Raw genomic sequence first — 21,436 nt, 5'->3', positions numbered from 1 at the left:
ATAAAAGTATTCAATATGTTTTTAATTTGTATTTATTAGATTATTTATCTTTAAAAAATATATATTTTTTATTTTTTGTCTTTTCAAGTAAGAGCTAATTTTTGTCTTTTATGGTTCATTAACTTGCTTCTTCTTTTGCTTATTTATAATATTTCTAAATAAATCCTTGCTTGTTGTTTTCTTGGTGCATAGTTTTGTGCGTTCTTTGTAATTAATCTAAATAATAATAATTTCATATGTACCTATTAGCTACATCATTGAAGAAAGTATGGAAAGTGGGGATTGTATTGCTGATTTCACATCAACTATACGCGCAGAAGGGGCTGGTAAAAGGCCAACTCACCACCACCGATGGCAAGCCCGCCGAATATGTAAACGTAAACTTAAAAGGAACTAATAAAGGTACTGTAACAAATGAAAAAGGAGAGTTTAGTATCGAAAAAGTCAAACCAGGAGCGTATGTTTTGCAGATGAGTTTTGTGGGTCTTGAAAGCCAAACCCAAAATGTGACCGTAACAGATGGTCAAACCACCGAGGCCAATTTTGTACTACGCGAAAATAGCCGTCAGTTGGATGAGGTGATTGTGTCGGCATATCCTAATAAATACAATGCTGATATGCCTTCAGTGACTTTACGATTGAAGACCCCCTTGATCGAAACGCCTCAAAATATCCAAGTGTTGACAAAAGCCCTCATCAATGACCAACAGATTTTTGATATGCTCGAAGGGATCACGCGCAATGTAAGTGGAGTGACCCGCCTAGAGCATTGGGATAATTACGCTCTTCTTAACATGAGAGGGTCGCAAATTGCCGCTTTCCGCAATGGAATGAATGTACAGATGCCCTGGGGGCCATTGGCAGAAGATATGAGCATGGTCGAAAGTATTGAATTTGTAAAAGGGCCTGCAGGTTTTATGATGGCCAATGGTGAGCCTAGTGGTTTTTATAATGTGGTTACGAAAAAACCAACTGGAATTACGAAAGGAGAGGCAACGATGACGCTGGGGAGCTTCAACACTTACCGCGCTACCGCTGATTTTGACGGTTTATTGAGCAAAGACGGCAAATTACAGTATCGCCTCAACTTAATGGGGCAGTTCAAAGGGTCGCATCGCGATTTTGAGTACAACAACCGCTATTCGATTGTGCCAGTCATTAAATACAAGTTCAATGACAAAACTTCATTGACTGCCGAATATACCTATCAATACATGCAAATGTCGATGATTGGTTCAGCTTATGCTTTTGGACAAAAAACGTACGGGGATCTTCCGGTCAACTTTACAACTACTGAACCTAATCTAGACCCTACCAATATCAATGACCAAAGTCTATTGTTGATTCTGAACCACCAAATCAATTCGCAATGGAAACTTACTGGGCAATTGGCCTACTTCAATTACAATCAAATCGGAAGTAGTATGTGGCCAAGTACTTTTACGGACGACAATGGTACCATGCAGCGTGGAATTAGTATCTGGGATGCCTTGGGAATCAACAAAATCGGGCAAGTGTTTGTGAATGGTGATGTAAAAACAGGGGGTATCACTCACCGTATTTTGGCAGGACTTGATATGGGACAGAAACAATATTTTGCGGATTGGTCGCAAGGATTTAATCTCAATGGCACCGTGCCTTTCAATATCTATAAGCCTGTATACGGGCAAGTTCCCGCTGATTCTTTACCAGTGTTTGACCGCTCGCGTAGTTTACGTAGTAGAGGCGTCAATTACAATCAAAGCTATTCGGCGCTGTATGTGCAAGACGAATTACGTTTTCTAAACGATAAAATACGCCTAACCTTGGCAGGCCGCTATACGACGGCGCAAGATGCTGATCCCTATTCTGGCTCAGTAAAAAGCAGCAAGTTTACGCCTCGTATAGGAGTGAGCGTTTCGCTCAACAAAAGTATGTCGGCCTATGCGCTGTATGACCAAGCTTTTATTCCGCAAGCAGGAGCCGATTTTACTGGTAAAGCTTTTGACCCTATCACTGGCAACAATACCGAAGCCGGCTTGAAAAAAGAATGGATGGGAGGACGCTGGAACTCAACCCTTTCTTTGTATCAAATCACAAAAAACAACGTACTCACTGCCGATCCTAATCATCTCAATTTTTCGATTCAGTTGGGGCAAACCAAAACCAAAGGAGTAGAGTTTGACATTAGAGGCCAACTCTTGCAAGGATTGGATCTTACTTTCAATTATGCCTATACCGATTCTAAAGTTACCAAAGATACCGACGAAAAGAAAGTAGGTGTAGCGGTAGCGGGAGCAACCAAGCACATCACCAACGCTTGGCTGTCGTATCGGGCAACACGTGGTGGACTCAAAGGTTTAGGGGCGTCATTGGGATACCAATGGCAAGTAGGACGCTCGTCTTGGTATGTGTTTGACGGTACCAACCAAGCCTTACCAGATTATTTTAGGCTAGATGGAGCTGTTTCTTGGCAAAGCAACAAGTTTTCGGTCGCGCTCAATGTCAATAATATACTTAACAAATATCTTTTCTCGGGAGCACCTTATACTTGGCTCAATGCCTACTACTGGCAGACAGAAGCCTTGCGTAACAGTAGAATCAGCATTGGTTATAAATTTTGATAAAGTATGAGTTTTAAAAAAGTCATTGGAAAAATCCACTTGTGGCTGGGATTAGTTTCGGGAGTGGTGGTATTTGTGATAAGTCTTACGGGGTGTTTGTATGCTTTTCAGGAAGAACTTCAAAACCTGACGCAATCTTATCGGTTTGTTGAACCGCAATCAAAGGCATTTTTACCCCCGTCGGTATTGAAATCTATCGCCGAAAAACAGCTTCCCGATAAGCACTTACATGCCGTTTTGTATATGGACAAAGGCAAAGCTGCCCAAGTAAGCTTTTTTCACTTTGAGCCGTCCTATTACTACATTGTATATCTCAATCCGTACGATGGTAAAGTGCTCAAAGTAAAAGATATGGATAATGATTTTTTTAGAATAGTATTGCAAGGTCATTTTTACTTTTGGCTTCCACCCGCTATCGGACAGCCGTTTGTAGCCTATTCTACGTTGGTGTTTGTGGTATTGCTTATTACGGGAATTGTGCTATGGTGGCCCAAAAACAAAGCCGCTACAAAACAAAGATTTTGGTTTAATTGGAAACAAAACCTAAAGTGGAAACGTAAAAATTATGACCTACACAATATCCTTGGGTTTTATGCATCGATTTTTATTTTGATATTGGCTTTGACAGGTTTGGTGTGGGGATTTCAGTGGTTTGCTGAGTCGGTATATGGATTGGCAGGAGGTAAAAAGTCGCTGCTATTTACAGAACCTATTTCTGCTCCAAAGCCTCAAAATCCGGTATTAAGTAGCCCTGCGATTGACCAAATATGGCACCGAATGCAAATAGAATATCCCAAAGCAGCGGTGTTGGAAGTGCATGTACCCGAATCAGATACTTCGGCGATTGCGGCAAGTGCCAATCCAGATCCTAGTACCTACTGGAAAACCGACTACCGATATTTTGACCAGTATAGTCTTCAAGAAATCAAAGTAGGACATATATATGGTCGCTTTCAAGAAGCTTCTGCTGCCGATAAGTTGCTGCGGATGAATTATGACTTGCACGTGGGCGCTGTGTGGGGCTTGGCAGGAAAAGTGCTTGCTTTTTTGGTAAGTTTAGTGGCTACGAGCCTGCCTGTTACGGGGTTTTTGATATGGTGGGGAAGAAGAAAAAAAGTGCCTAAAAAGGTAATGGAACCCACAAAAGCGACCAAAGCAAGTGATAGGGTAGTTTTAAAAAGTTAGAGTTCATGTTCAAGGAGGTTGTGGAAGGGTGCCTTTCCTTCCGCATAGATGAGACAGCGCTCGTGCCGAATCTTTCGGCGCGAGCCTTATTAAAAAGTGGTTAAGAAAAAGATGTTTATATAATTTATTTGTATTTATTCTAAATAAATCTAAATTTGCAATGATTATTACATTGTATTGTTTTTAGAAAATATGCAAAGCTCTCATTTACAGGCTGCTATCTTAAGACTTGATCAGTTTTTGGAACTAAAAGGCTACCGTCGTACGCAAGAACGGTATACTATCTTAGAAGAGATTTATTCGCATACGGAGCATTATCATTTTGACGCCTATCAGCTTCGTGAAATTTTGATGGCTAGCGGATTTCACATCAGTATGGCTACTATTTACAATACCCTTGATTTGTTTGTAGAAGCGGGGTTAATAAAGAAACATCAATTTGGAACCAATGCGTCTTTCAACTACGAAAGGGCGCTGGGAAGTGGGCAACATGACCATGTGGTTTGCTTAGACTGTCATCATATCAAAGAGTTTTGTGATCCGCGTGTTTCCAATATCGAAAATAGCGTAGGAGAGTGGTTTATGACCAGGGTTTTACAACATTCATTGGTGTTTTATGGACATTGTACCGACGAACTGTGCAGTCATAAGCTAGAGAAGAACCTTAACTAGTTATTTTTTTGGCTATTTATTTTTAATTAGTATAAATAAAATAAAAAATAAATTTATGAAAAAAGTAATTTTGCTAACGCTTGTTGGCTTTGGACTAAATGCAAACGCCCAAAAAACGGCTGATATAGAGGCTATTAAAGGGCAGTGCGGGTGTCAGGAAGTGACTTTTCAATATGCTGAGACATTTTCTCCCCAAAAAGATTATAAGTTTCAGGATCGTTATCATGCTAAAGGACTAGAATGGGTAGCGATAGATGAAGAATCAAAAGATAAGTTGGTATTGGTGCACTTGCTTGTTATCAACGACAAAACAGTCATCAAACATTGGCGTGAAGATTGGGAATATGAAAATACCAATGTGTTGGCTTATCAAAAAAACAAAGATTGGAAATCGGTAAAACTCCCCTCGTCGCAGATCAAAGGGCAATGGACTCAAAAAGTATTTGAAGTAGACGATAGTCCGCGTTATGAGGGTACAGCATCGTGGTTTCATAAGGACGGAAAACACGTCTGGGCCAATGTAACGGATGCGCCTCTTCCTCGTCGCGAGTATTCCAAACGCTCTGACTATCAGGTGATGCGCCGCAACAATCGCATTCATGTCACTAAAGAGGGATATTTGCATGAGCAAGACAACGACAAAATCATCCGAACCGAAAAAGGGGATGAGCTTCTAGCCCAAGAAAAGGGACTGAACGATTATCGTAAAGTCGATGAAAGTAAATGCGACGTAGCCAAAAGGTGGTGGGAAAAACACCGCTCATATTGGGGCGAAGTACGAGCGGTGTGGACAGAACTTATTGCACAAAACAAAGGAATCAGCCTGACAGACGAAAAAGTAGAAGGAAAATCGCTGGGACAAATGCTTGAAAACTTGTCGTATCGTTCCGACAATCCTGCTACTCGTCAAGAGATTAAGGCTACTATCCTCAAATTTGTCAAAAATCCAGAAGCCTACTCAATGCGCTAATGAGGATGGTTTTTCATCCATTCATCCATCGAAAACTTGCCTGACCCTGTCACTAAAAATACAAAGAGCAGCATCAAAGTGATAACGGAAAGCCACAACTCCGAATTAAGAAAAGAGAAACCTTTGGTAATGTTGACAAAGAAAACGGCTATGATCAAAATGGGAATTTGGAACATTACAGCCGTTCGGGTTTGGCAGCCCAGAGCAATCAAAAACCCGCCCATTAGGTGAGCAAAAGCTACATAATGAACCGCTATTACAGAACTCAAAAAGGAGTTGTGGTCGCTGATAAGTTGGGCAAGCCGCGACGTATCACTGATAAAACTCACTCCTTTCAAAAACAATAACAAGCCAAGAGCGATACGAATCACATCTAGCCAAGCTGGATGATGCGTATCGCCCCAATGTTCGATGCGTTGGAGCGTATTCATAGTATGAAAATGTTTGGTTTTCAGAAAGTTAAAAGTTTTATTTGATTTTGTCAAGAGTGATTTGTACTTTTTTGAATGTAATCAAAGAGCATTCTTATAAATTAAAGAAAAGCACGTCAGTTTTGATTATTGGCATTTCGGGCAAAGAAAAATGCACTTAATACAGGATAATGTTGAAACCACCGCACGGCTGTTTTAGCTTGCGGTGCGTTTTATTTTATCTTTACTCAAATGCTTCTTTTGTGGAACTACATTGATCAGATTGTTTTGCTGTTTTGCTTTGTGATTTCATATTTCACAACCATTCAATTTTTACGCCAATCTACCGTCCCGATTCGTAAAATGCCTGCCTTTTTTGTCGTGTTTGGTCCTGTTTCCATTGCTACTTTTATGGGATTAGGGCACCTTTTTGAAATAAGCTATCATGCCCTGGAACGGGTCTTGGACAAAAGCTTTGTGTTTGATTTTCGGTTTTATTCCTTGCTACTTTTGGGAGTGGTACTGCTATCACTTAGTGTACAAATGCTTCGTGAGATTAGAGATTTGTTTCGAGGTTTTCCGCGCCGACAAGCGATTTTCAAAACGGCCTTTTGGGTGATTGTTTTGAGTGCGCCAACAGGATTTTTTACGCCTATTGGCTATTTACCTACTATTGCTTGCCTGATTACCTTGGTATTTTTACCTGTTGTAATCAGAAAAGTGGAGAAAAATACGGTGGAACAAAATGTAGAAGTATTTTTTTGAAATAGTAAAAGTGGGTAGCAGGATGATTAGTAGATTTTTTGGGATTGCCTTTTTGGTAAAAATGCAGTAGGTAAACATGATAATTGTACCTTTACACCAAAAATCAATTTCCATTTATATATTCATATGTCAACACTTACTAAACCTGTACGAGTCCTTGTGGTAGGATGCGGAAACATGGGAGCTTCTCACGCTACGGCGTATCATACATTCGAGGGTTTTGAAATCTGTGGTATTGTCTCAACGGGAAAAAGCAAAGAAGTTTTAAACGAGAAATTGGGAGGCGGTTATGCTTTGTATTCCGACTATGCCGAAGCTTTGAAAGCCACTCAGCCCGACGCTGTGTGTATTTCAACTTACCCCGACACCCACGAAGCTTTTGCGATTATGGCCTTTGAACACGGATGCCACGTATTTATCGAAAAGCCAGTAGCCGATACGGTAGAAGGAGCCAAAAGAGTAGTAGAAGCGGCCGTGAAAGCCAATAAAAAACTCGTGGTAGGGTATATTTTGCGTCATCACCCCTCATGGGCTAAATTTGTGGAAGTAGCTCAAGAACTAGGTAAGCCGCTCGTAATGCGTATGAATCTCAACCAACAAAGCCACGGCTATATGTGGGATGTGCATCGCAACTTAATGAAAAGCCTAAGCCCAATTGTGGACTGTGGGGTACATTATATAGATGTAATGTGTCAAATGACCCGCTCGAAGCCCGTGTGGGTATCGGCGATTGGTGCGCGTCTTACCGAGGATATTCCAACGGGAAATTATAACTATGGTCAATTACAAATCCGATTTGAAGATGGTTCGGTAGGTTGGTATGAAGCAGGGTGGGGGCCCATGATGAGCGAAACCGCCTTCTTTGTAAAAGATGTAGTAGGTCCTAAAGGTTGTGTATCAATCGTGGCCAAAGAAGCAGGAGGCGCTGGTAAATCTGACAACGTAGACGCACATACTAAAACCGAATCTTTGCGAGTACACTATGCCGATTTGGATGCCAACAACGCTTTTGTGAAGGAAGATGAGTGGATTAATCTTACCGATGAGCCTGACCACCAAGAGCTTTGTAACCGTGAACAACAATATTTTTTGAAAGCAATCTTGGAAGATGTAGATCTTACCGACCACATGAATGATGCCGTAAATAGCCTCCAAATTGCTTTTGCGTGCGATGAATCAGTTCGTACTGGAGAAGTAGTGAGATTGTAAAAGTCTGTTAATCAGTGATTATATTATATTTTTTCCTAACTTAGGCAGACTCACTTGGGTCTGCCTAAGCTTTTTTATTAGCAATAGGCTTTATGCCATAAGCTAAAAAAGGTTTTGCATACGCAACAACTCTTCGGAGCCAAAAACATCGAAAAAAGCCTACTGCTTAAAGCTTATTGCCTAAGGCTAGTTGTTACGATAATTTTTTTGGACTTATGGTATCAGACAGAAACACTTCTTATGAAAATACAATTTGAAGAACTTCAAATAAACACGGATACGTCGTTTAAGATAATGCATAATCCTCGCATGAGTGACTTTTTCTTTTGGCATTTTCATCCTGAGTTTGAATTGGTGTACATCGAAGGCACCAGTGGTACCCGGCACGTGGGAAAACACATGTCGCTTTTTGAAGGAAGTGATTTGGTATTGATAGGTTCTTACATCCCTCATCTTAATTTTGACTATGGTGCCAAAACCCACTATGAAAAAATTGTGGTTCATTTTCGGGCTTCTTTCCTAGAACAGACCTTGGCAAATACGCCCGAATTTGAGCCCATATTTAAGTTGTTTGAGAGTGCCTCTAGAGGGATTGCTTTTGGGGCTGAAGCTAAAAACACGGTCAAAATACGTTTGCAAAAATTGCCTTATATGCAAGGAATTGAGCAGTTTTTGGAGTTGTTGAGTATTTTGTATGATTTGGCGGCTGCGGCGGAAAAGGAATTTTTGCATGACAAACCCGTTGAAAATCAATACAATCGCCGAGAGCAAGAACGGTTGCTGAAATTGTATCGGTTTATTGATGAGCAATACCAACGCAAAATAGACATTGAAGAGGTAGCGGAATTGTCAAACCTGAGCAATGCTGCTTTTTGTCGGTATTTTAAGAAAATGACGAGATTGACCTTTACTGAATTTTTGAACCACTACCGTATCAACCAAGCCAAAAAGTTGCTTTTGGTGGATAAAAACGTAACTGAAACCTGCTTCGAATGCGGGTTTGAGAGTCTTTCTTATTTTAATCGTACCTTCAAAAAAATAACGGGCCAGAACCCGTTAAGTTTTAAAAAGAATTTTATGCGTATCTCCTAAGAATTGGTTGTATCTACCGGGACATCAGGAATTTCAATTTCAGAATCAATAGTAGGAGGTAGCAGATAGAGTGAGTCATCGGCAACATTGGTTGAGTCAGACTCTGGTTCAATAGGCGATGATGGCAAACAATCTCGGTAGCTTTTCAGAATTGTAATCTTAGGTTTGGGGAAGGGGCCTCTTTTATAACCAATGGAGGCATCGTCATATACTTTTTCAAGAAAACGCCCTACCAATGGCAAAGCAGTCTTGGCACCTTCGCCTAGATTGGTACTGCGGAAGTGGATACTGCGGTCGTCGCCGCCTACCCAAGCACCCACTACTAAATCTTTGGTAACTCCCATAAACCAGCCGTCGGAGTTGTTGGAAGTAGTACCGGTTTTTCCACCAATCTCAAAGCCTTGTTTGAAAAGCCCTCCAAAAGTCCAGATATTTTGAGAGGTTCCGCCAGGCTCTTCGATACCTCCTTTGAGCATATGCACCATCAAAAAGGCGGATTCTTCGCTGATGACTTGCTTGCTTTCTGGCGCAAACTCTTCGATTGGAGTTCCATTAAAATCTTCGATACGAGCCACTACCACCGGGTCGGTATGGCGGCCATTGTTGGGAAATACCGCATATGAAGCCACCATATCATACAAGGATACATCGAAAGGGCCTAAGCCAATCGAGGGCACGGCTTTGAGGGGAGTGGTAATACCCAATTTGTGGGCATAGTTTACTACCGACTGCGCCCCGATTTTATTGGTAAGGTGGGCAGTTACTGAGTTGATAGAGCGCGCCAAAGCTCTTCGAAGGGTAAGTTCTTGATAACTAAAGCCTCCAGTTGAGTTTTTAGGACGCCATACCTTCACTGTATCTCTGCCTTTTATCCGTTCTTTTACCTCGATTTGGAAAGGTTCATCTACCATTTTATCGCATGGGGCCATGTCGAAAGCTGAGCTATCAATGGCTGCACAATACACAAAAGGCTTAAAAGTTGATCCGGGCTGACGTTTGCCTTGTTCTACAGCATCATACTTGAAAAACTTGTAGTTGAGTCCCCCGACCCATGCTTTGATCTGACCTGTGTAGGGGTCCATGGCCATCATACCTGCTCGTAAGATTCGTTTGTAATAATTCAATGAATCAATCGAGCTCATGACGACTTTTTTCTCACGGCCTGTTTTCCAGTCGTAGATAGTCATGGTGTCTTTTTTGTTCATATAATACAAAATCGAATCCTTTTGTACTGCTTCGGGGAGTTTGGCAAATCGCTTATACAGAGCTTTATAGCGGTCGGTACGTTTGGCTACGTCATTTAAGAAATTGGGGATTTCTGCACCGTTTTCATCGCGCCAAGGGTTTTGATTGAGCCAATGGTTCTCAAAAGTTTGCTGGAGCATCCGCATTCTTTCGGCTACGGCAGCTACGGCATGTTTTTGCATACGCGAATCTATGGTCGTCCGAATCTTAAGTCCGTCGGTATAAGGGTCATAGTCGTTTTCTTCTCCCCATTTTTCCATGAATTTTTCAACAGCCCCGTTGAAATACTGATAAATGGCGTATTCGTCGTCTCCTTCGTTGAAACGTTCGGGCGTAAGGCGCAGTTCAATAGGCAATTTGGCCAAAGAATCGGCAGAAGAAGATTTTAAATACCCATACTTGACCATCTGCGACATCACTGTATTGCGCCGGGTGAGAGAGCGGTCGTAGTTTTTGACGGGATTGTAGAGGGTAGTTCCTTTTTGCAGGCCTACCAATACTGCAGCTTCTTGCACCGAAAGTTCGTAAGAAGATTTGTTGAAATAATAACGAGCCGCTGTTTTGATACCGTAGGTATTGTTGGCATAATCTACCGTATTAAAATACATTGTTAAGATTTCTTCCTTGGAAAAATTGCGCTCAAGCCTGATGGCGGTCAACCATTCTTTGGTTTTGTAAACGAGCGTACGTACCAATGGAACATTGCCTAGCAGCCCTCTGGCGGATTTGCGACGCGTCCGAAACAGCTTTTTGGCAAGTTGTTGTGTAATAGTACTTCCTCCGCCACGCTCGCCACCCTGCAAAATCCCGAAAGCTACCCCCATGAGGGCACGAGAGTCGATGCCAGAGTGTTCATAAAAGCGAGCATCTTCTGTAGCAATCAATGCCTTGATAAGGTGTGGAGAAATACTGTCATAATCTACAGGAGTACGGTTTTCGGTGTAGAGTTTTCCGATTAGTTTGCCATCAATCGAATAAATCTCGGAAGCTTGGGCTACTTTGGGATTTTGGAGGTCTTCGACGCTAGGCATGCTCCCACAAAGCCAGAGGAAATTGGTTTCTACACAAAAAATATAGAAGGCAAGCCCGCTTATACCATACAACAAAACTTTCCAAGCCTTAACTACTGCGCGATAGTAGGGCGAGTTGACATCAACACGTTCGTAATACTTTTGCCAAAATAAGTTTTTGTACGTTTCATAGCCGTTGGTCCATTGATTGAGCCTTTGTTGGCCTACTATTTTTCCAAGTAGGGTGTACATTAGTCGCCCTAACCATTTGATTAATTTTCTAATGGGGCTGGTAATTGTGTTCCAAAAGCTGCTCAATTTCTTCAAAAAATCTTGCATAATTGAATCCTGAATGAGTTTTCGGGTCAAAGATAGGGTTATTGGAAGAAATCAAAAAATCATGTAGGTCAGTTCTTATTTTTGGGAGAAATAAAAGCGGGTTTTAAAAGCCCAAGTGCCTCAAGAAATCGTCTCGATAGCTATTCCCAATAGGAATTTCAAAACCTTGAACAAATACACGGTTGCCTTCAATATGGGTAATTTTGACTTGGTTGATGATAAACGAACGGTGTACTCTTATAAACATAGAAGAGGGTAGAAGTTCGTCTAAGTTGGTAAATGTCATGTTTGGCAGTAAAGTATGCTGCGATGTGACTAGTTTAGTATAATTTCCTTGGGCTTCAGCATACAGTAAATCATCAAACTGCACTTTAAAAATTTTCCCTTCAAATTTGATAAATAGATAATTAGAGGGTTTTTCTGAATCAGAGAAAGAACTTTGGCTATGGAGCGGAATGTTGTCGTGTGAGATTTTTTCAATGGCTTTGTCAACGGCAATGATGAAACGCTCCAGCGAAAAAGGTTTTAGTAAATAATCACAAGCAGCTAAGTCGAAAGCATCGACGGCATATTCCTTATAAGCTGTTGTAAAGATAACTTGTGGAGGCAGTTTGAGGGTTTTCATAAAGGCTATGCCGTCGAGGACTGGCATATTGATGTCCAAAAATACAATATCTACCTTATGGGTTTGGAGAATTTGTTTGGCTTCAATGGCATTGCCTACAGCCGATACCACCTGAAGACTAGGTAAATAGCTGCAATATGACTTGATAATTTCGCGGGCAATAGGCTCATCATCGACAATCAAACAAAGTAGTTGAGACATTTAAGATAGATTTGAGGTCAGCATTGATTCATTGCATCTTTAACTGTAGCATGACCGAATAAAATCTGTTTTGAGAGTCGATTTTTAAGTCATGAGCGTTTGGATAAAGCAATTCTAATCTTTTTTTTGCGCTTGTTAGGCCAAAACCGCTGTTTTGGGCGATGGACAGAGGTGTGTCAGTAGGTAATTCAAATGAATTTTTGATCGAGAATAAAATAGAATTAGCCCAAGTTTTGAGTGTGATTTCTATATATATATGTTGTTCGGTAGAGTTTTTAGAATGCTTAAAGGCATTTTCGATGAAGATAATCAGTAGCATAGGGGCAATTTTTGCATTTGAATCCTTGGCTTCTGCTTCTATATAGGTTTTTAAGATAAGCCTTTCGCCAAGTCTTATTTTCTCAAAGTCAATATAGTTGTTGATATAGGCGATTTCCTCTTTTAGGGGGACGTATACTTCTTTGGTATCATATACTGAGTATCTCAACAAATCAGAAAGTTTGAGCAAAAGAGGAGGGACTTTTTCATGCTGAGTAATCGACAACCCATACAGGTTATTGAGGGTGTTGAACAAAAAGTGGGGGCTTAGCTGCGACTGTAGCAATTGCAGTTCGCTTTTGCTCTGGGCGGCGTCTTGTTGGGCTGTAAGGATTTGATAACGAGCCATGTGTCTGACGGCCTTAATCAAGAAGCCTAATGTTAGTCCCAATAGCGTAAATGGAAGCCAGAACATAAGTGTAATGGCTTTTCGGTGTTGAAAGGGAATAGCAAATAGCCAAATAATACATACAATAAGGAGTATACTAGCTCCCATAAAGTATTCGTTGGGAATCATTTTATGGGGTGAAATCCAAAAACGAGACAAATATCTACCCGTAAAAACGCCTAAGAAAAGTATAAAAGTAACCGTAGTAGCCATGATTTCATCTTCATGAATTCCAATAGTAGATACGTAATTTTCTGCCCCAATAAAAATCGGAATACTAGCTAACACAGCTAAATAAATGTATATTTTCTTGCCAAAAAAATCGGTGAACCAGTCTTGTTTCAAAGCTTTCATGATTGTAAAGCAGTTGTGTATCTGTAAAACTTAGGGCTAAAAATTGGTCAATTTGTCAAATTTACTGCAATTGTTAGGGTGAACATATCCGAATTCTTGATAGACACCATTAAAATGACCATGAACTAATTTAACATCAAAAAACAATCGTCTGTCAACCAAGTGTTGGCTTTCGACATTATAATTTCTGAGAGAAAAGCTATAGCTGGACTTTTGAATCGAAATTATTTTTCGTTCGGTCAAAATTACAAATTCATGAAAGCAATAGCCATTTTCTTTTTTAGTCTTCTATCCTTGAAACTTTTTTCACAAATACCATTAACAAGTATTTCAGGCACGGTCAAAGATGCTCAAAATAAAAGTTTGCCGGGCACTACTGTTAGATTATTGAATGCCTCTGACTCAACCTTAGTTAGAGGAACGGTCACTGACATCAACGGGAAATTTGAGTTTAATACTCTTTCCAATGGAAGCTATCAGTTGCTCGTCACAGCTATCAATCAGCGGTCTTATCAAAGCAATATCCTGACCATCGACGATGCCCATAGCGCGGTGGTGTTGCCTTTGATAGTGATGACTCCTTCTAAAGACATAGAATTGAAAGAAGTAGTGGTCAAGGCCAAGCGTCCATTGATTGAGCATGAGATTGACAAAATGCTGGTCAATGTGGAGTCGATGATTGGCAGTAGTGCAAGTAATACACTTGAAGTATTGGAAAAAACGCCCGGTGTAGTTGTGAACGCCAATGGAGACATTAGTCTAAATGGGAGAAGTGGGGTTTTGGTGCTGATTGAGGGCCGCGCTACTTATATGTCAGGACAAGATTTGGCTGCTTATCTAAAATCTTTGCCGGGAGGGCTACTCGATAAAATTGAGCTTATAGATAATCCTTCATCTAAATATGATGCCGCGGGTAATGCGGTTATAAATATTCGCCTCAAAAAAAATCGAGAGGGTGGCGTTGTCGGAAATCTAGCTTTGGGGTACAGTCAGGGAGTATATGGTCGTCAGAATGGTAGCCTCAACCTCAATTACAACCATAAAAAATTTAATCTGTTTGGAAATATGGGTGTAAACAATGAGAAAAATTATGTAGATGATATTTATGAGCGAAGATTTTATGATACAGATGATACGCAAACTTCCATTGTTGCACTTGTCAACCAACAAAAGCTTCAAGGACAAGGTATTAGCCTTTTTATGGGGGTCGATTACGCAGCTACTGCCAAAACAACCTATGGAATGATGCTCAATCTGAACAATAGAAATGGGAAGGGAGAATTAGGTTATGCTAGTCGTAATTATAATGCTCAAAAACAAGTTGATGCCCTTAGCCGAGGCATGACAGATTTGTCTGATAAACGAAGAAACAATGGCTTAAACTTTAATTTTCAACATAAATTTGATAATGCTAATCGTGAACTTATCGCAGATGTGAATTATTTGCGTTACGAATCCGACGGTAGCCAACGTTTACATACTTTTAGCTCTCAACCAGAACAAAAATGGGAAAATGAAGCTGAATTTTGGTACCTGGTTCCGGGAAAAATAGACATCTATACCGCGAAAGCGGACTATATACATCCTCTAAAAAACAAATCTGTTTGGGAGTTGGGCGTCAAATCAAGTATTGTTAGGAATGATAATAGGGCTAATTATTATGATATCATAGCTAATGCAGCCCAAATAGACAACCGTAAATCCAATCACTATAAGTATCATGAAAATATCAATGGAGCTTACCTTAACTTTCGACAGGAAAGAAGAAGAGTAGGGGTGCAATTGGGATTACGGGCAGAAAATACCCAAGCCCAAGGATATCAATTGGGAAATGAAGTCATAGAAAGTAGTACTTTTTCTAAAAGTTATACCCGCTTGTTTCCCAGTGTATTTATCAACTATAAGCTAGATAGTCTCAACAAAAACTCTTTTAACCTCAGCTTTACCAGACGTATCAATCGTCCAAATTATCAGCAGATGAATCCCTTTGTGTTTTTTCAAGATGCCTATTCGTATACAGCAGGTAATCCTTTCCTGAATCCACAGTATCAAAATCGTATAGAGTTGAAATTTCAGCATAAACAATGGTTGCAGTTGGGGCTGAGTTACAATCACTTTACAGATATTATTTTGCAAACAACGGAGGTGGTGGATACGATTTTTATTGCTCGACCCAACAACATAGCGAAGGGTTTCATGCTCATTCTCAACACCACTTTTTCGGGAGCACCTACCGGGTGGTGGAATTTAATTTATACACTCAGACTATCTCATCTCGGCCTGAATGGGACAAGTTATACCGAGACATTGACACCAAGAGCTTATGTAGCTCGTTTTGAAATGTATAATCAATTTAGGTTTAAAAATAATTGGAGTGCCGATTTAAGTGGATACTATGCGAGTTCGGATTTGAGCGGACAGACTTACAGTCGAATGATGTATCGGGTGGGAGTGGCGTTGCAAAAAAAGATTTGGAAAAATAAAGGTAGCATTCGATTGTCTGCTGATGATATCTTTCATTCGTGGATACGTCATAGTTATTCTGTTGGCGTCAAGCAAGCCGAGTTCTTCCAAACCAATCAATCAGATACCCAACGTGTGGGAGTAGCATTCACTTATCGATTTGGTAAGGACGGTTTCCGACCTAAAAGACATCACCAAGACAATGCTGCCGATGATGAAAAAGGAAGAATAAATTAAATAAAACGGAGATTAAACACTATAAAAGCTTGAAGTTTATGAATGATTTTTTTGTCTTGAAACAACTTTTCTATCATATTTACGTTTCATACAAAGTCAAAATCCAAATCTAACAACAAACATGAAGAACCTATTTTTTGTCCTGTTTTTGTCAATTGTAACCCTCAATGTGGCGTGCAGCCAAAACCCTCCCGCAAGTCCTCGTATAACAGCCGAAGGAAAAGACGTAAAAGTAAGCTATGGCCAACCTTCTAAAAAAGGACGTGTTATTTTTGGGGCAGATGGAAGCCAAAGCCTCGAAAAATATGGTAAAGTATGGCGTACCGGTGCCAATGAAGCTACTGTAATTACTTTCAAAAAAGATGGTACTTTTGGCGGTAAAGCTGTAAAAGCGGGAGAATATGGTCTCTTTACAATCCCCGGAGAAAAAGAATGGATAGTGATTTTGAATAGTGAACCTAAGCAATGGGGTGCCTATAACTATAAGGTGGATAAAGATGTACTTAGAGTGACAGTGCCTAATATCGCTTTGAAAGAGCCGGTTGAAAAACTAAATTTTGAAGTCAAAAACAACGCTCTTGTGTTTGCATGGGATACTTCGAGTTTTTCGGTGCCTTTGCAATTCTAAAGATGTATTTTTTCTAAAAAGCTCAACTCAGCGGTTGGGCTTTTTTTATGGCTTATATTTCTTCTTGACTGTAATTGGGATGCAGATTTGCTTAAAACAACAGTTTTGGTTAGGCAAAATGATAATAGGACAGCATCCTTCGTCTGGGCAAAGACCATTTTGGGTGGTAAAAGTATAAGTTCCGGGTGTTTCCAGTAAAATAGTATTTCCCTCTTTGCCTTCTATAAGTCCTTGACCGTCGGTTTGGTACCACCCTGTTACCTGATATTGTGCTGGTACTTTCACCTCTACTTTTTCTTGGGGGCATAGTCTAAAGGGGACACTAAAGCAAACATTGTCACTGTCATCTTCACGAATATTACCATTGTTGGGGGTTGAATCCTCGTCTACTTCATTGCTGTAAATGACTTCGGATTGGCTAAACCAAACACCTTCATGCCCCACTTTGATTTGGGAGCGTATAACTAATCTAACTGTGTCGGAATCTGTGCCTATAGTGTCAATCTCCCACCTTTGGGTAAGAGGGTTGTAATTGCCTCGGGAAGCAAAACTGCTGATATATTTTAAAGCTGGCGGAAGAGAGCTACCAACTACCACACGCGACGCAGTTTGGATGCCTTCATTCCATATTTTGACAGTATAAATCACGGTATCGCCAATGGCTTTGATTTTTTTATCAATCACTTTCTTTAAATGTAAATCAATAGATTTATTACAATTAAACACAAAAATGTAGGAAGGGATACGAGTGCGAGGAAGTGTACAGGCAGGATTGATAGCTTTGAGTTCTACATAAAGTGTATCATTGACGGTGGCAATTCCAGGGAGGCGAAAAGCCGCCGTGTCGTGGGCGAGTGCTACACCTCCCTGTGCTTGGTGATACCAATGGGCAGTAGTACCCGAAGGAATGATAGCCTTTAACGTCGGGAATGAATCGCCTTGGCAAAGTCTTACACTTTGTACAATAGGCAAAGTAGTAGGACAAGGATTATTAGGAGATGTGTTGGTGGTATCGTTGCTAAAACAAGCGTGAGGAGATATTGCTCTTGTTTTGGTGATGATTCCAAAATATAAAACACATAATATCCACACAAGCCCTGAGGAGGCTTTTTTGGATTGCAAGAATGTCATAATTTTATAGAGTTGGTTTCGCATGCTTCCCAACGTCTTACGACATACTATTACAACCCGACTGGAATGTCAGTGGCTATTTTTCAATAAAAAGGCTCCTATCAATAATCGAGCCAAATAACAGCAGTAGGGTAAGTAAAAGTACTAAAAAGAAAGCAAGCGGCTTTAAAATAGACACTTACAGGATACTGAAATAGTTTTGACGCATTTACTATCCTTATATCCCATAAATATACCGCTTAGATTGGCAAAAATTATACCAAAATGATAAGTTGAATCCTTTTCAATCAATAAGGAGACGAGAAAGTAGAGTAGGTACAAAACATAGAGAAGGTAAGGGATTGACAGTTAGTAGATTAGGGAATGGGTAGGGCCGCCTTATAATAATATTTTAGGGGTAATACCAATAAATAATGAGTCTTACGGTCTTTAGTATTAAAAAAAGTAACATATGTCCATTTCTCGTCGTCAAACCCTTTTCACACTTGCCACTGCTAGCGCCGCAAGTGTATTGCCCCAAAACTCCTCAGCGTCTGTGACTAAGTCCCCTGCGTTTGTACCTTGTCTTAATATGAGCACCATCCGAGGACAAAAACTCGGTTTTGTGAAAGAATTAGAGATAGCTTCTAAGGCAGGGTTTCGTTCGGTCGAAATCTGGATTGATTCACTACAAGAGTACATCAAAAATGGAGGTACGCCCGCTCAAGCACTCAAGATTTTGGGGGATTTAGGGATTAAGGTCGAAAACGCCATTGGGTTTGCTCCTTGGATTATTGATGATGATGCCGCTCGTGCCAAAGGAGTAGACCAACTCAAAACGGAAATGGAGCTCTTAGCCCAAATTGGTTGTATGAGAGTAGCTACTCCGTCGGTAGGAGCGCAAGGGCCACAAGCTCCTCGTATTGATCTTCTCAAGGCTGCCGAGCGCTATCGGACCATTCTTGAAATCAGCGACCAAACCAAGGTGATTCCGCAGCTCGAACTATGGGGCTTTTCAAAAAATCTCAACAAACTGAGCGAAGTGATGTATGTCGCTATTGAGAGTGGACATCCTTCGGCGAGGGTGCTGTTGGACGTATACCATTTGTACAAAGGAGGTTCTAGTCTCGATACCCTAAAACTAGTAGGAAAACCTGGCGTTGAGATTTTCCACATCAATGATTACCCTGCCTCATTGCCCAAAGAGACCATTACCGACGCCGACCGCGTATACCCCGGAGATGGTATAGCTCCTATCGCTCAAATTCTCAAAACAATCAAAAATCCGGACCGCCCTATTGTACTTTCTTTGGAAGTATTTAATAAGACTTATTATGCCCAAGATGCACTCAAGGTAGCTAAAACGGGGCTCGAAAAAATCAACAAAGCTATTGCAGGGGTTTGATTTAAGGAGAAAATAAACGTTTTGCACGATATTTGCGTTAACTACCCATAAAAACGCCTAATATTGTTGTACAACGACTATAAAGCACCAATAATACCCAAGCCCGAATGCAGTTTCTCTTTCCAACCTTTTTGTGGAGTCTATTGGCGGTGAGTATTCCGATAGCAATCCATTTGTTTAATTTTCGTCGTACCCGACGCATCTATTTTTCAAATGTCTCGCTTTTGAAAAATGTTGAAATGGAAACGAGTTCCTTTCGGCGTCTTAAGCAGTATTTGATTTTAGCAACGCGCGTCTTGGCTATTGCTGCACTTGTTTTGGCATTTGCACAGCCCTATCTTCCTAGTCAAAACAAAACGGGAACCAATGCCCAAAGCGTGACGAGCGTATACATTGATAATTCATTTTCGATGCAAAATGAAGATAATAATCAACGTTACTTGGACATTGCTACTGGCAAAATAGATCAGTTGTTGACATTGTTTCGAAATGCTACTCGTCTTCAACTTCTCACCAACGACTTTAGCCCTGACGAGCAGCAGCTTACTACCACTGATCGTGTCAAAGATCGCCTTACTACTCTAAAACTGTCTCATACACCTCGTAGTTTGCCTAGTATTTATAAGAGACAATCAAATCTGATGGCTCGCTATACTGGAAGTGGCAAAAATCAATTGTTTTGGTTTTCAGATTTTCAAAAAAGTACATCAGGAGACTTAGCCAATTTGAAAATAGATTCACTCAATAAGCTTTACCTTGTGCCTGTTCAGACTACTGCGTCGCAAAATGTGTACGTAGATTCGGTTTGGCTCAATACGCCTTTTGTGAGAGAGTTTCAAAACAATATCTTGTACGTAAGAGTAAGCAATGCTGGTAACAATGATGTCAAAAATCTGGTAGTTAAGCTGTTTTTAGACGACGTCCAGGTATCAACTGCCCCCGTGAGTCTTGCCCCCAAAGGTTCAGCTACAACTGCTTTCAATTTCAATGTGCGCGGCAAAGGGTTTAAGCGTGGCCGGGTGACATTTGATGATTTGCCCATTACTTTCGACAACGAATATTTCTTTGTACTCAATGCATCGCCGTTGATAAGAGTGGTGCATTTTTCGGGACAAAGCAATCCTGCCCGTGCCGTCGAAAATGTTTATGCTAATGATAGCCTTTTTACTTTTCGTAGCCTCAATGCCAGCAATGCTGATGTGGGTTTGCTCAAGCAAGCGGATTTGGTGGTACTAGAAAGCTTAGAGCGAGTAGAGGGTACCTTACGTACTGAAATTGAGAATTTTGTAAAGAAAGGTGGAAGTGTATTGGTGATTCCACCTTCCAATCCTGATGTAGTCAGTTATGGTAGTTTGTTGGCAGCTTTGGGGATAGGAGGCTTGGTTGAGCGCCCGTCCAATGAAGGAATTCCCTTGGCAAACCCTGAACGTAATAGTCCGTTTTTTAGTGATGTTTTCGAACAATCTGTCCGCCAAGAAAACCTCGAATTGCCGATAGTGAAGCCAGTATGGCAGTGGCAGCCAAGTGGTGCTAAAATCCTCAATTTGAGAAGTGGAGATGTGTTTTTGAGTCAATCATCATTACAGCGTGGCAAAGTATATGTCATCGCCAATCCTCTCACGGATTCCTTTGGGAGCTTTGCACAAAATGCCCTTTTTGTACCTGTCATGTATAAAATTGCGGCTCAGAGTGTCAGAGAGCAGCGTACTGCCTACTCATTTGATGAAAACACCATTACCCTTACTGTACCCGAAGCACCTCAAAATACGGTTTTTAAACTTAAAAAAGGCAAAATTGAGTTGATACCAGTGCAGCGTTTGAATGGGAATCAACTCACTTTAGAAATGCCTAAAAGCAACCAACTAGGAACCGACCAAGAAATGGAATCGGGCTATTATGAACTTCAAAAAGAAGGGCAAATTTTGCAGCTATTGGCCTTTAATCACGACAATCTTGAATCCCAATTAGATTATTTTAGCCCATCTGAGCTGCGTCAGCTATTTAATAATCAGCCTAATGTACAAGTTTTTGATAATGTAGCCGATGGAGATTTTATCAAAGAATTTCAGAAACAAAATATCGGACTGAGTCTATGGAAATATTTTCTTTGGGCAGCCTTAGCGTTTTTACTAGCCGAAATTCTTATCATTCGCTTTGTAAAATAAGTGAAGAAAAATAATCAAACCCCGATAACGCTTTGGTCGTTG

Annotated in this window: 16 protein-coding genes; 11 read left to right on the top strand and 5 right to left on the bottom strand. The window is 40.7% G+C overall.

The window, feature by feature from the left end; all coding sequences use genetic code 11:
- The first annotated feature begins 236 nt into the window (after positions 1–236).
- The 4 genes from P1X15_RS24975 (at position 237) to P1X15_RS24960 (ending at position 5,430) form a co-directional block, all read left to right on the top strand.
- Positions 237–2,603 (top strand): TonB-dependent receptor, encoded by a 2,367-nt coding sequence (locus tag P1X15_RS24975; RefSeq protein WP_277340861.1) that lies wholly within the window; start codon positions 237–239, stop codon positions 2,601–2,603.
- Between the two features lie 6 nt (positions 2,604–2,609).
- Positions 2,610–3,788, top strand: coding sequence for a PepSY domain-containing protein (locus tag P1X15_RS24970; RefSeq protein ID WP_277340860.1), 1,179 nt, complete (start codon positions 2,610–2,612; stop codon positions 3,786–3,788).
- 192 nt (positions 3,789–3,980) lie between these two features.
- Positions 3,981–4,460, top strand: a complete 480-nt coding sequence (locus P1X15_RS24965) for a Fur family transcriptional regulator (RefSeq protein WP_277340859.1) — start codon at positions 3,981–3,983, stop codon at positions 4,458–4,460.
- Positions 4,461–4,515: 55 nt separating this feature from the next.
- On the top strand, positions 4,516–5,430 hold the full coding sequence (locus tag P1X15_RS24960; protein WP_277340858.1) for a DUF6607 family protein: 915 nt from the start codon (positions 4,516–4,518) through the stop codon (positions 5,428–5,430).
- On the opposite strand, the gene P1X15_RS24955 is transcribed toward P1X15_RS24960, so the two are convergent.
- A complete protein-coding gene (locus tag P1X15_RS24955; RefSeq protein WP_277340857.1) occupies positions 5,427–5,861 on the bottom strand; it encodes a DoxX family protein in 435 nt (144 codons plus the stop codon). The two genes, P1X15_RS24960 and P1X15_RS24955, sit on opposite strands and share 4 nt — an antisense overlap.
- Before the next feature lie 231 nt (positions 5,862–6,092).
- Here P1X15_RS24955 and P1X15_RS24950 point away from each other — a divergent pair, with 231 nt between their 5' ends.
- The 3 genes from P1X15_RS24950 to P1X15_RS24940 all read left to right on the top strand — a co-directional run bounded on the left by P1X15_RS24950 (position 6,093) and on the right by P1X15_RS24940 (position 8,906).
- Positions 6,093–6,605, top strand: coding sequence for a hypothetical protein (locus P1X15_RS24950; protein ID WP_277340856.1), 513 nt, complete (start codon positions 6,093–6,095; stop codon positions 6,603–6,605).
- A 126-nt stretch (positions 6,606–6,731) separates the two neighbouring features.
- Positions 6,732–7,814, top strand: a complete 1,083-nt coding sequence (locus P1X15_RS24945) for a Gfo/Idh/MocA family protein (protein ID WP_277340855.1) — start codon at positions 6,732–6,734, stop codon at positions 7,812–7,814.
- A gap of 240 nt (positions 7,815–8,054) precedes the next feature.
- Complete coding sequence (locus P1X15_RS24940) at positions 8,055–8,906, top strand: AraC family transcriptional regulator (RefSeq protein WP_277340854.1); 852 nt, start codon at positions 8,055–8,057, stop codon at positions 8,904–8,906.
- Here P1X15_RS24940 and P1X15_RS24935 read toward each other — a convergent pair.
- From P1X15_RS24935 to P1X15_RS24925, 3 genes are all read right to left on the bottom strand, one after another.
- Entirely contained in the window at positions 8,903–11,413 is a 2,511-nt protein-coding gene (locus P1X15_RS24935) for a penicillin-binding protein 1A (RefSeq protein WP_277340853.1), read from the bottom strand. The two genes, P1X15_RS24940 and P1X15_RS24935, sit on opposite strands and share 4 nt — an antisense overlap.
- Positions 11,414–11,603: 190 nt before the next feature.
- Positions 11,604–12,326 carry a LytTR family DNA-binding domain-containing protein gene (locus tag P1X15_RS24930; RefSeq protein WP_277340852.1) on the bottom strand — a complete coding sequence of 241 codons (723 nt, stop codon included), beginning with the start codon at positions 12,324–12,326 and terminating at the stop codon, positions 11,604–11,606.
- Between the two features lie 28 nt (positions 12,327–12,354).
- Complete coding sequence (locus P1X15_RS24925; protein ID WP_277340851.1) at positions 12,355–13,386, bottom strand: sensor histidine kinase; 1,032 nt, start codon at positions 13,384–13,386, stop codon at positions 12,355–12,357.
- Positions 13,387–13,641: 255 nt separating this feature from the next.
- On the opposite strand from P1X15_RS24925, the gene P1X15_RS24920 reads away from it, so the two are divergent.
- Both P1X15_RS24920 and P1X15_RS24915 read left to right on the top strand, forming a co-directional pair.
- On the top strand, positions 13,642–16,086 hold the full coding sequence (locus tag P1X15_RS24920; RefSeq protein WP_277340850.1) for an outer membrane beta-barrel protein: 2,445 nt from the start codon (positions 13,642–13,644) through the stop codon (positions 16,084–16,086).
- A gap of 121 nt (positions 16,087–16,207) precedes the next feature.
- Positions 16,208–16,714 (top strand): DUF2911 domain-containing protein, encoded by a 507-nt coding sequence (locus tag P1X15_RS24915; protein WP_277340849.1) that lies wholly within the window; start codon positions 16,208–16,210, stop codon positions 16,712–16,714.
- 45 nt (positions 16,715–16,759) lie between these two features.
- On the opposite strand, the gene P1X15_RS24910 is transcribed toward P1X15_RS24915, so the two are convergent.
- Positions 16,760–17,869 (bottom strand): DUF11 domain-containing protein, encoded by a 1,110-nt coding sequence (locus tag P1X15_RS24910; protein ID WP_277340848.1) that lies wholly within the window; start codon positions 17,867–17,869, stop codon positions 16,760–16,762.
- A 427-nt stretch (positions 17,870–18,296) separates the two neighbouring features.
- Here P1X15_RS24910 and P1X15_RS24905 point away from each other — a divergent pair, with 427 nt between their 5' ends.
- Both P1X15_RS24905 and P1X15_RS24900 read left to right on the top strand, forming a co-directional pair.
- The gene (locus tag P1X15_RS24905) at positions 18,297–19,229 is read left to right on the top strand and encodes a sugar phosphate isomerase/epimerase (protein WP_277340847.1); all 933 of its coding nucleotides are present in this window, start codon (positions 18,297–18,299) and stop codon (positions 19,227–19,229) included.
- 107 nt (positions 19,230–19,336) lie between these two features.
- Entirely contained in the window at positions 19,337–21,394 is a 2,058-nt protein-coding gene (locus tag P1X15_RS24900) for a BatA domain-containing protein (RefSeq protein WP_277340846.1), read from the top strand.
- Positions 21,395–21,436 lie beyond the last annotated feature (42 nt).

It is taken from the genome of Runella sp. MFBS21 (assembly GCF_029433105.1).
GTDB lineage: Bacteria > Bacteroidota > Bacteroidia > Cytophagales > Spirosomataceae > Runella.
The sequence above is the reverse complement of the archived record's forward strand: the minus strand, read 5'-3'. Positions and strand labels throughout refer to the sequence as shown.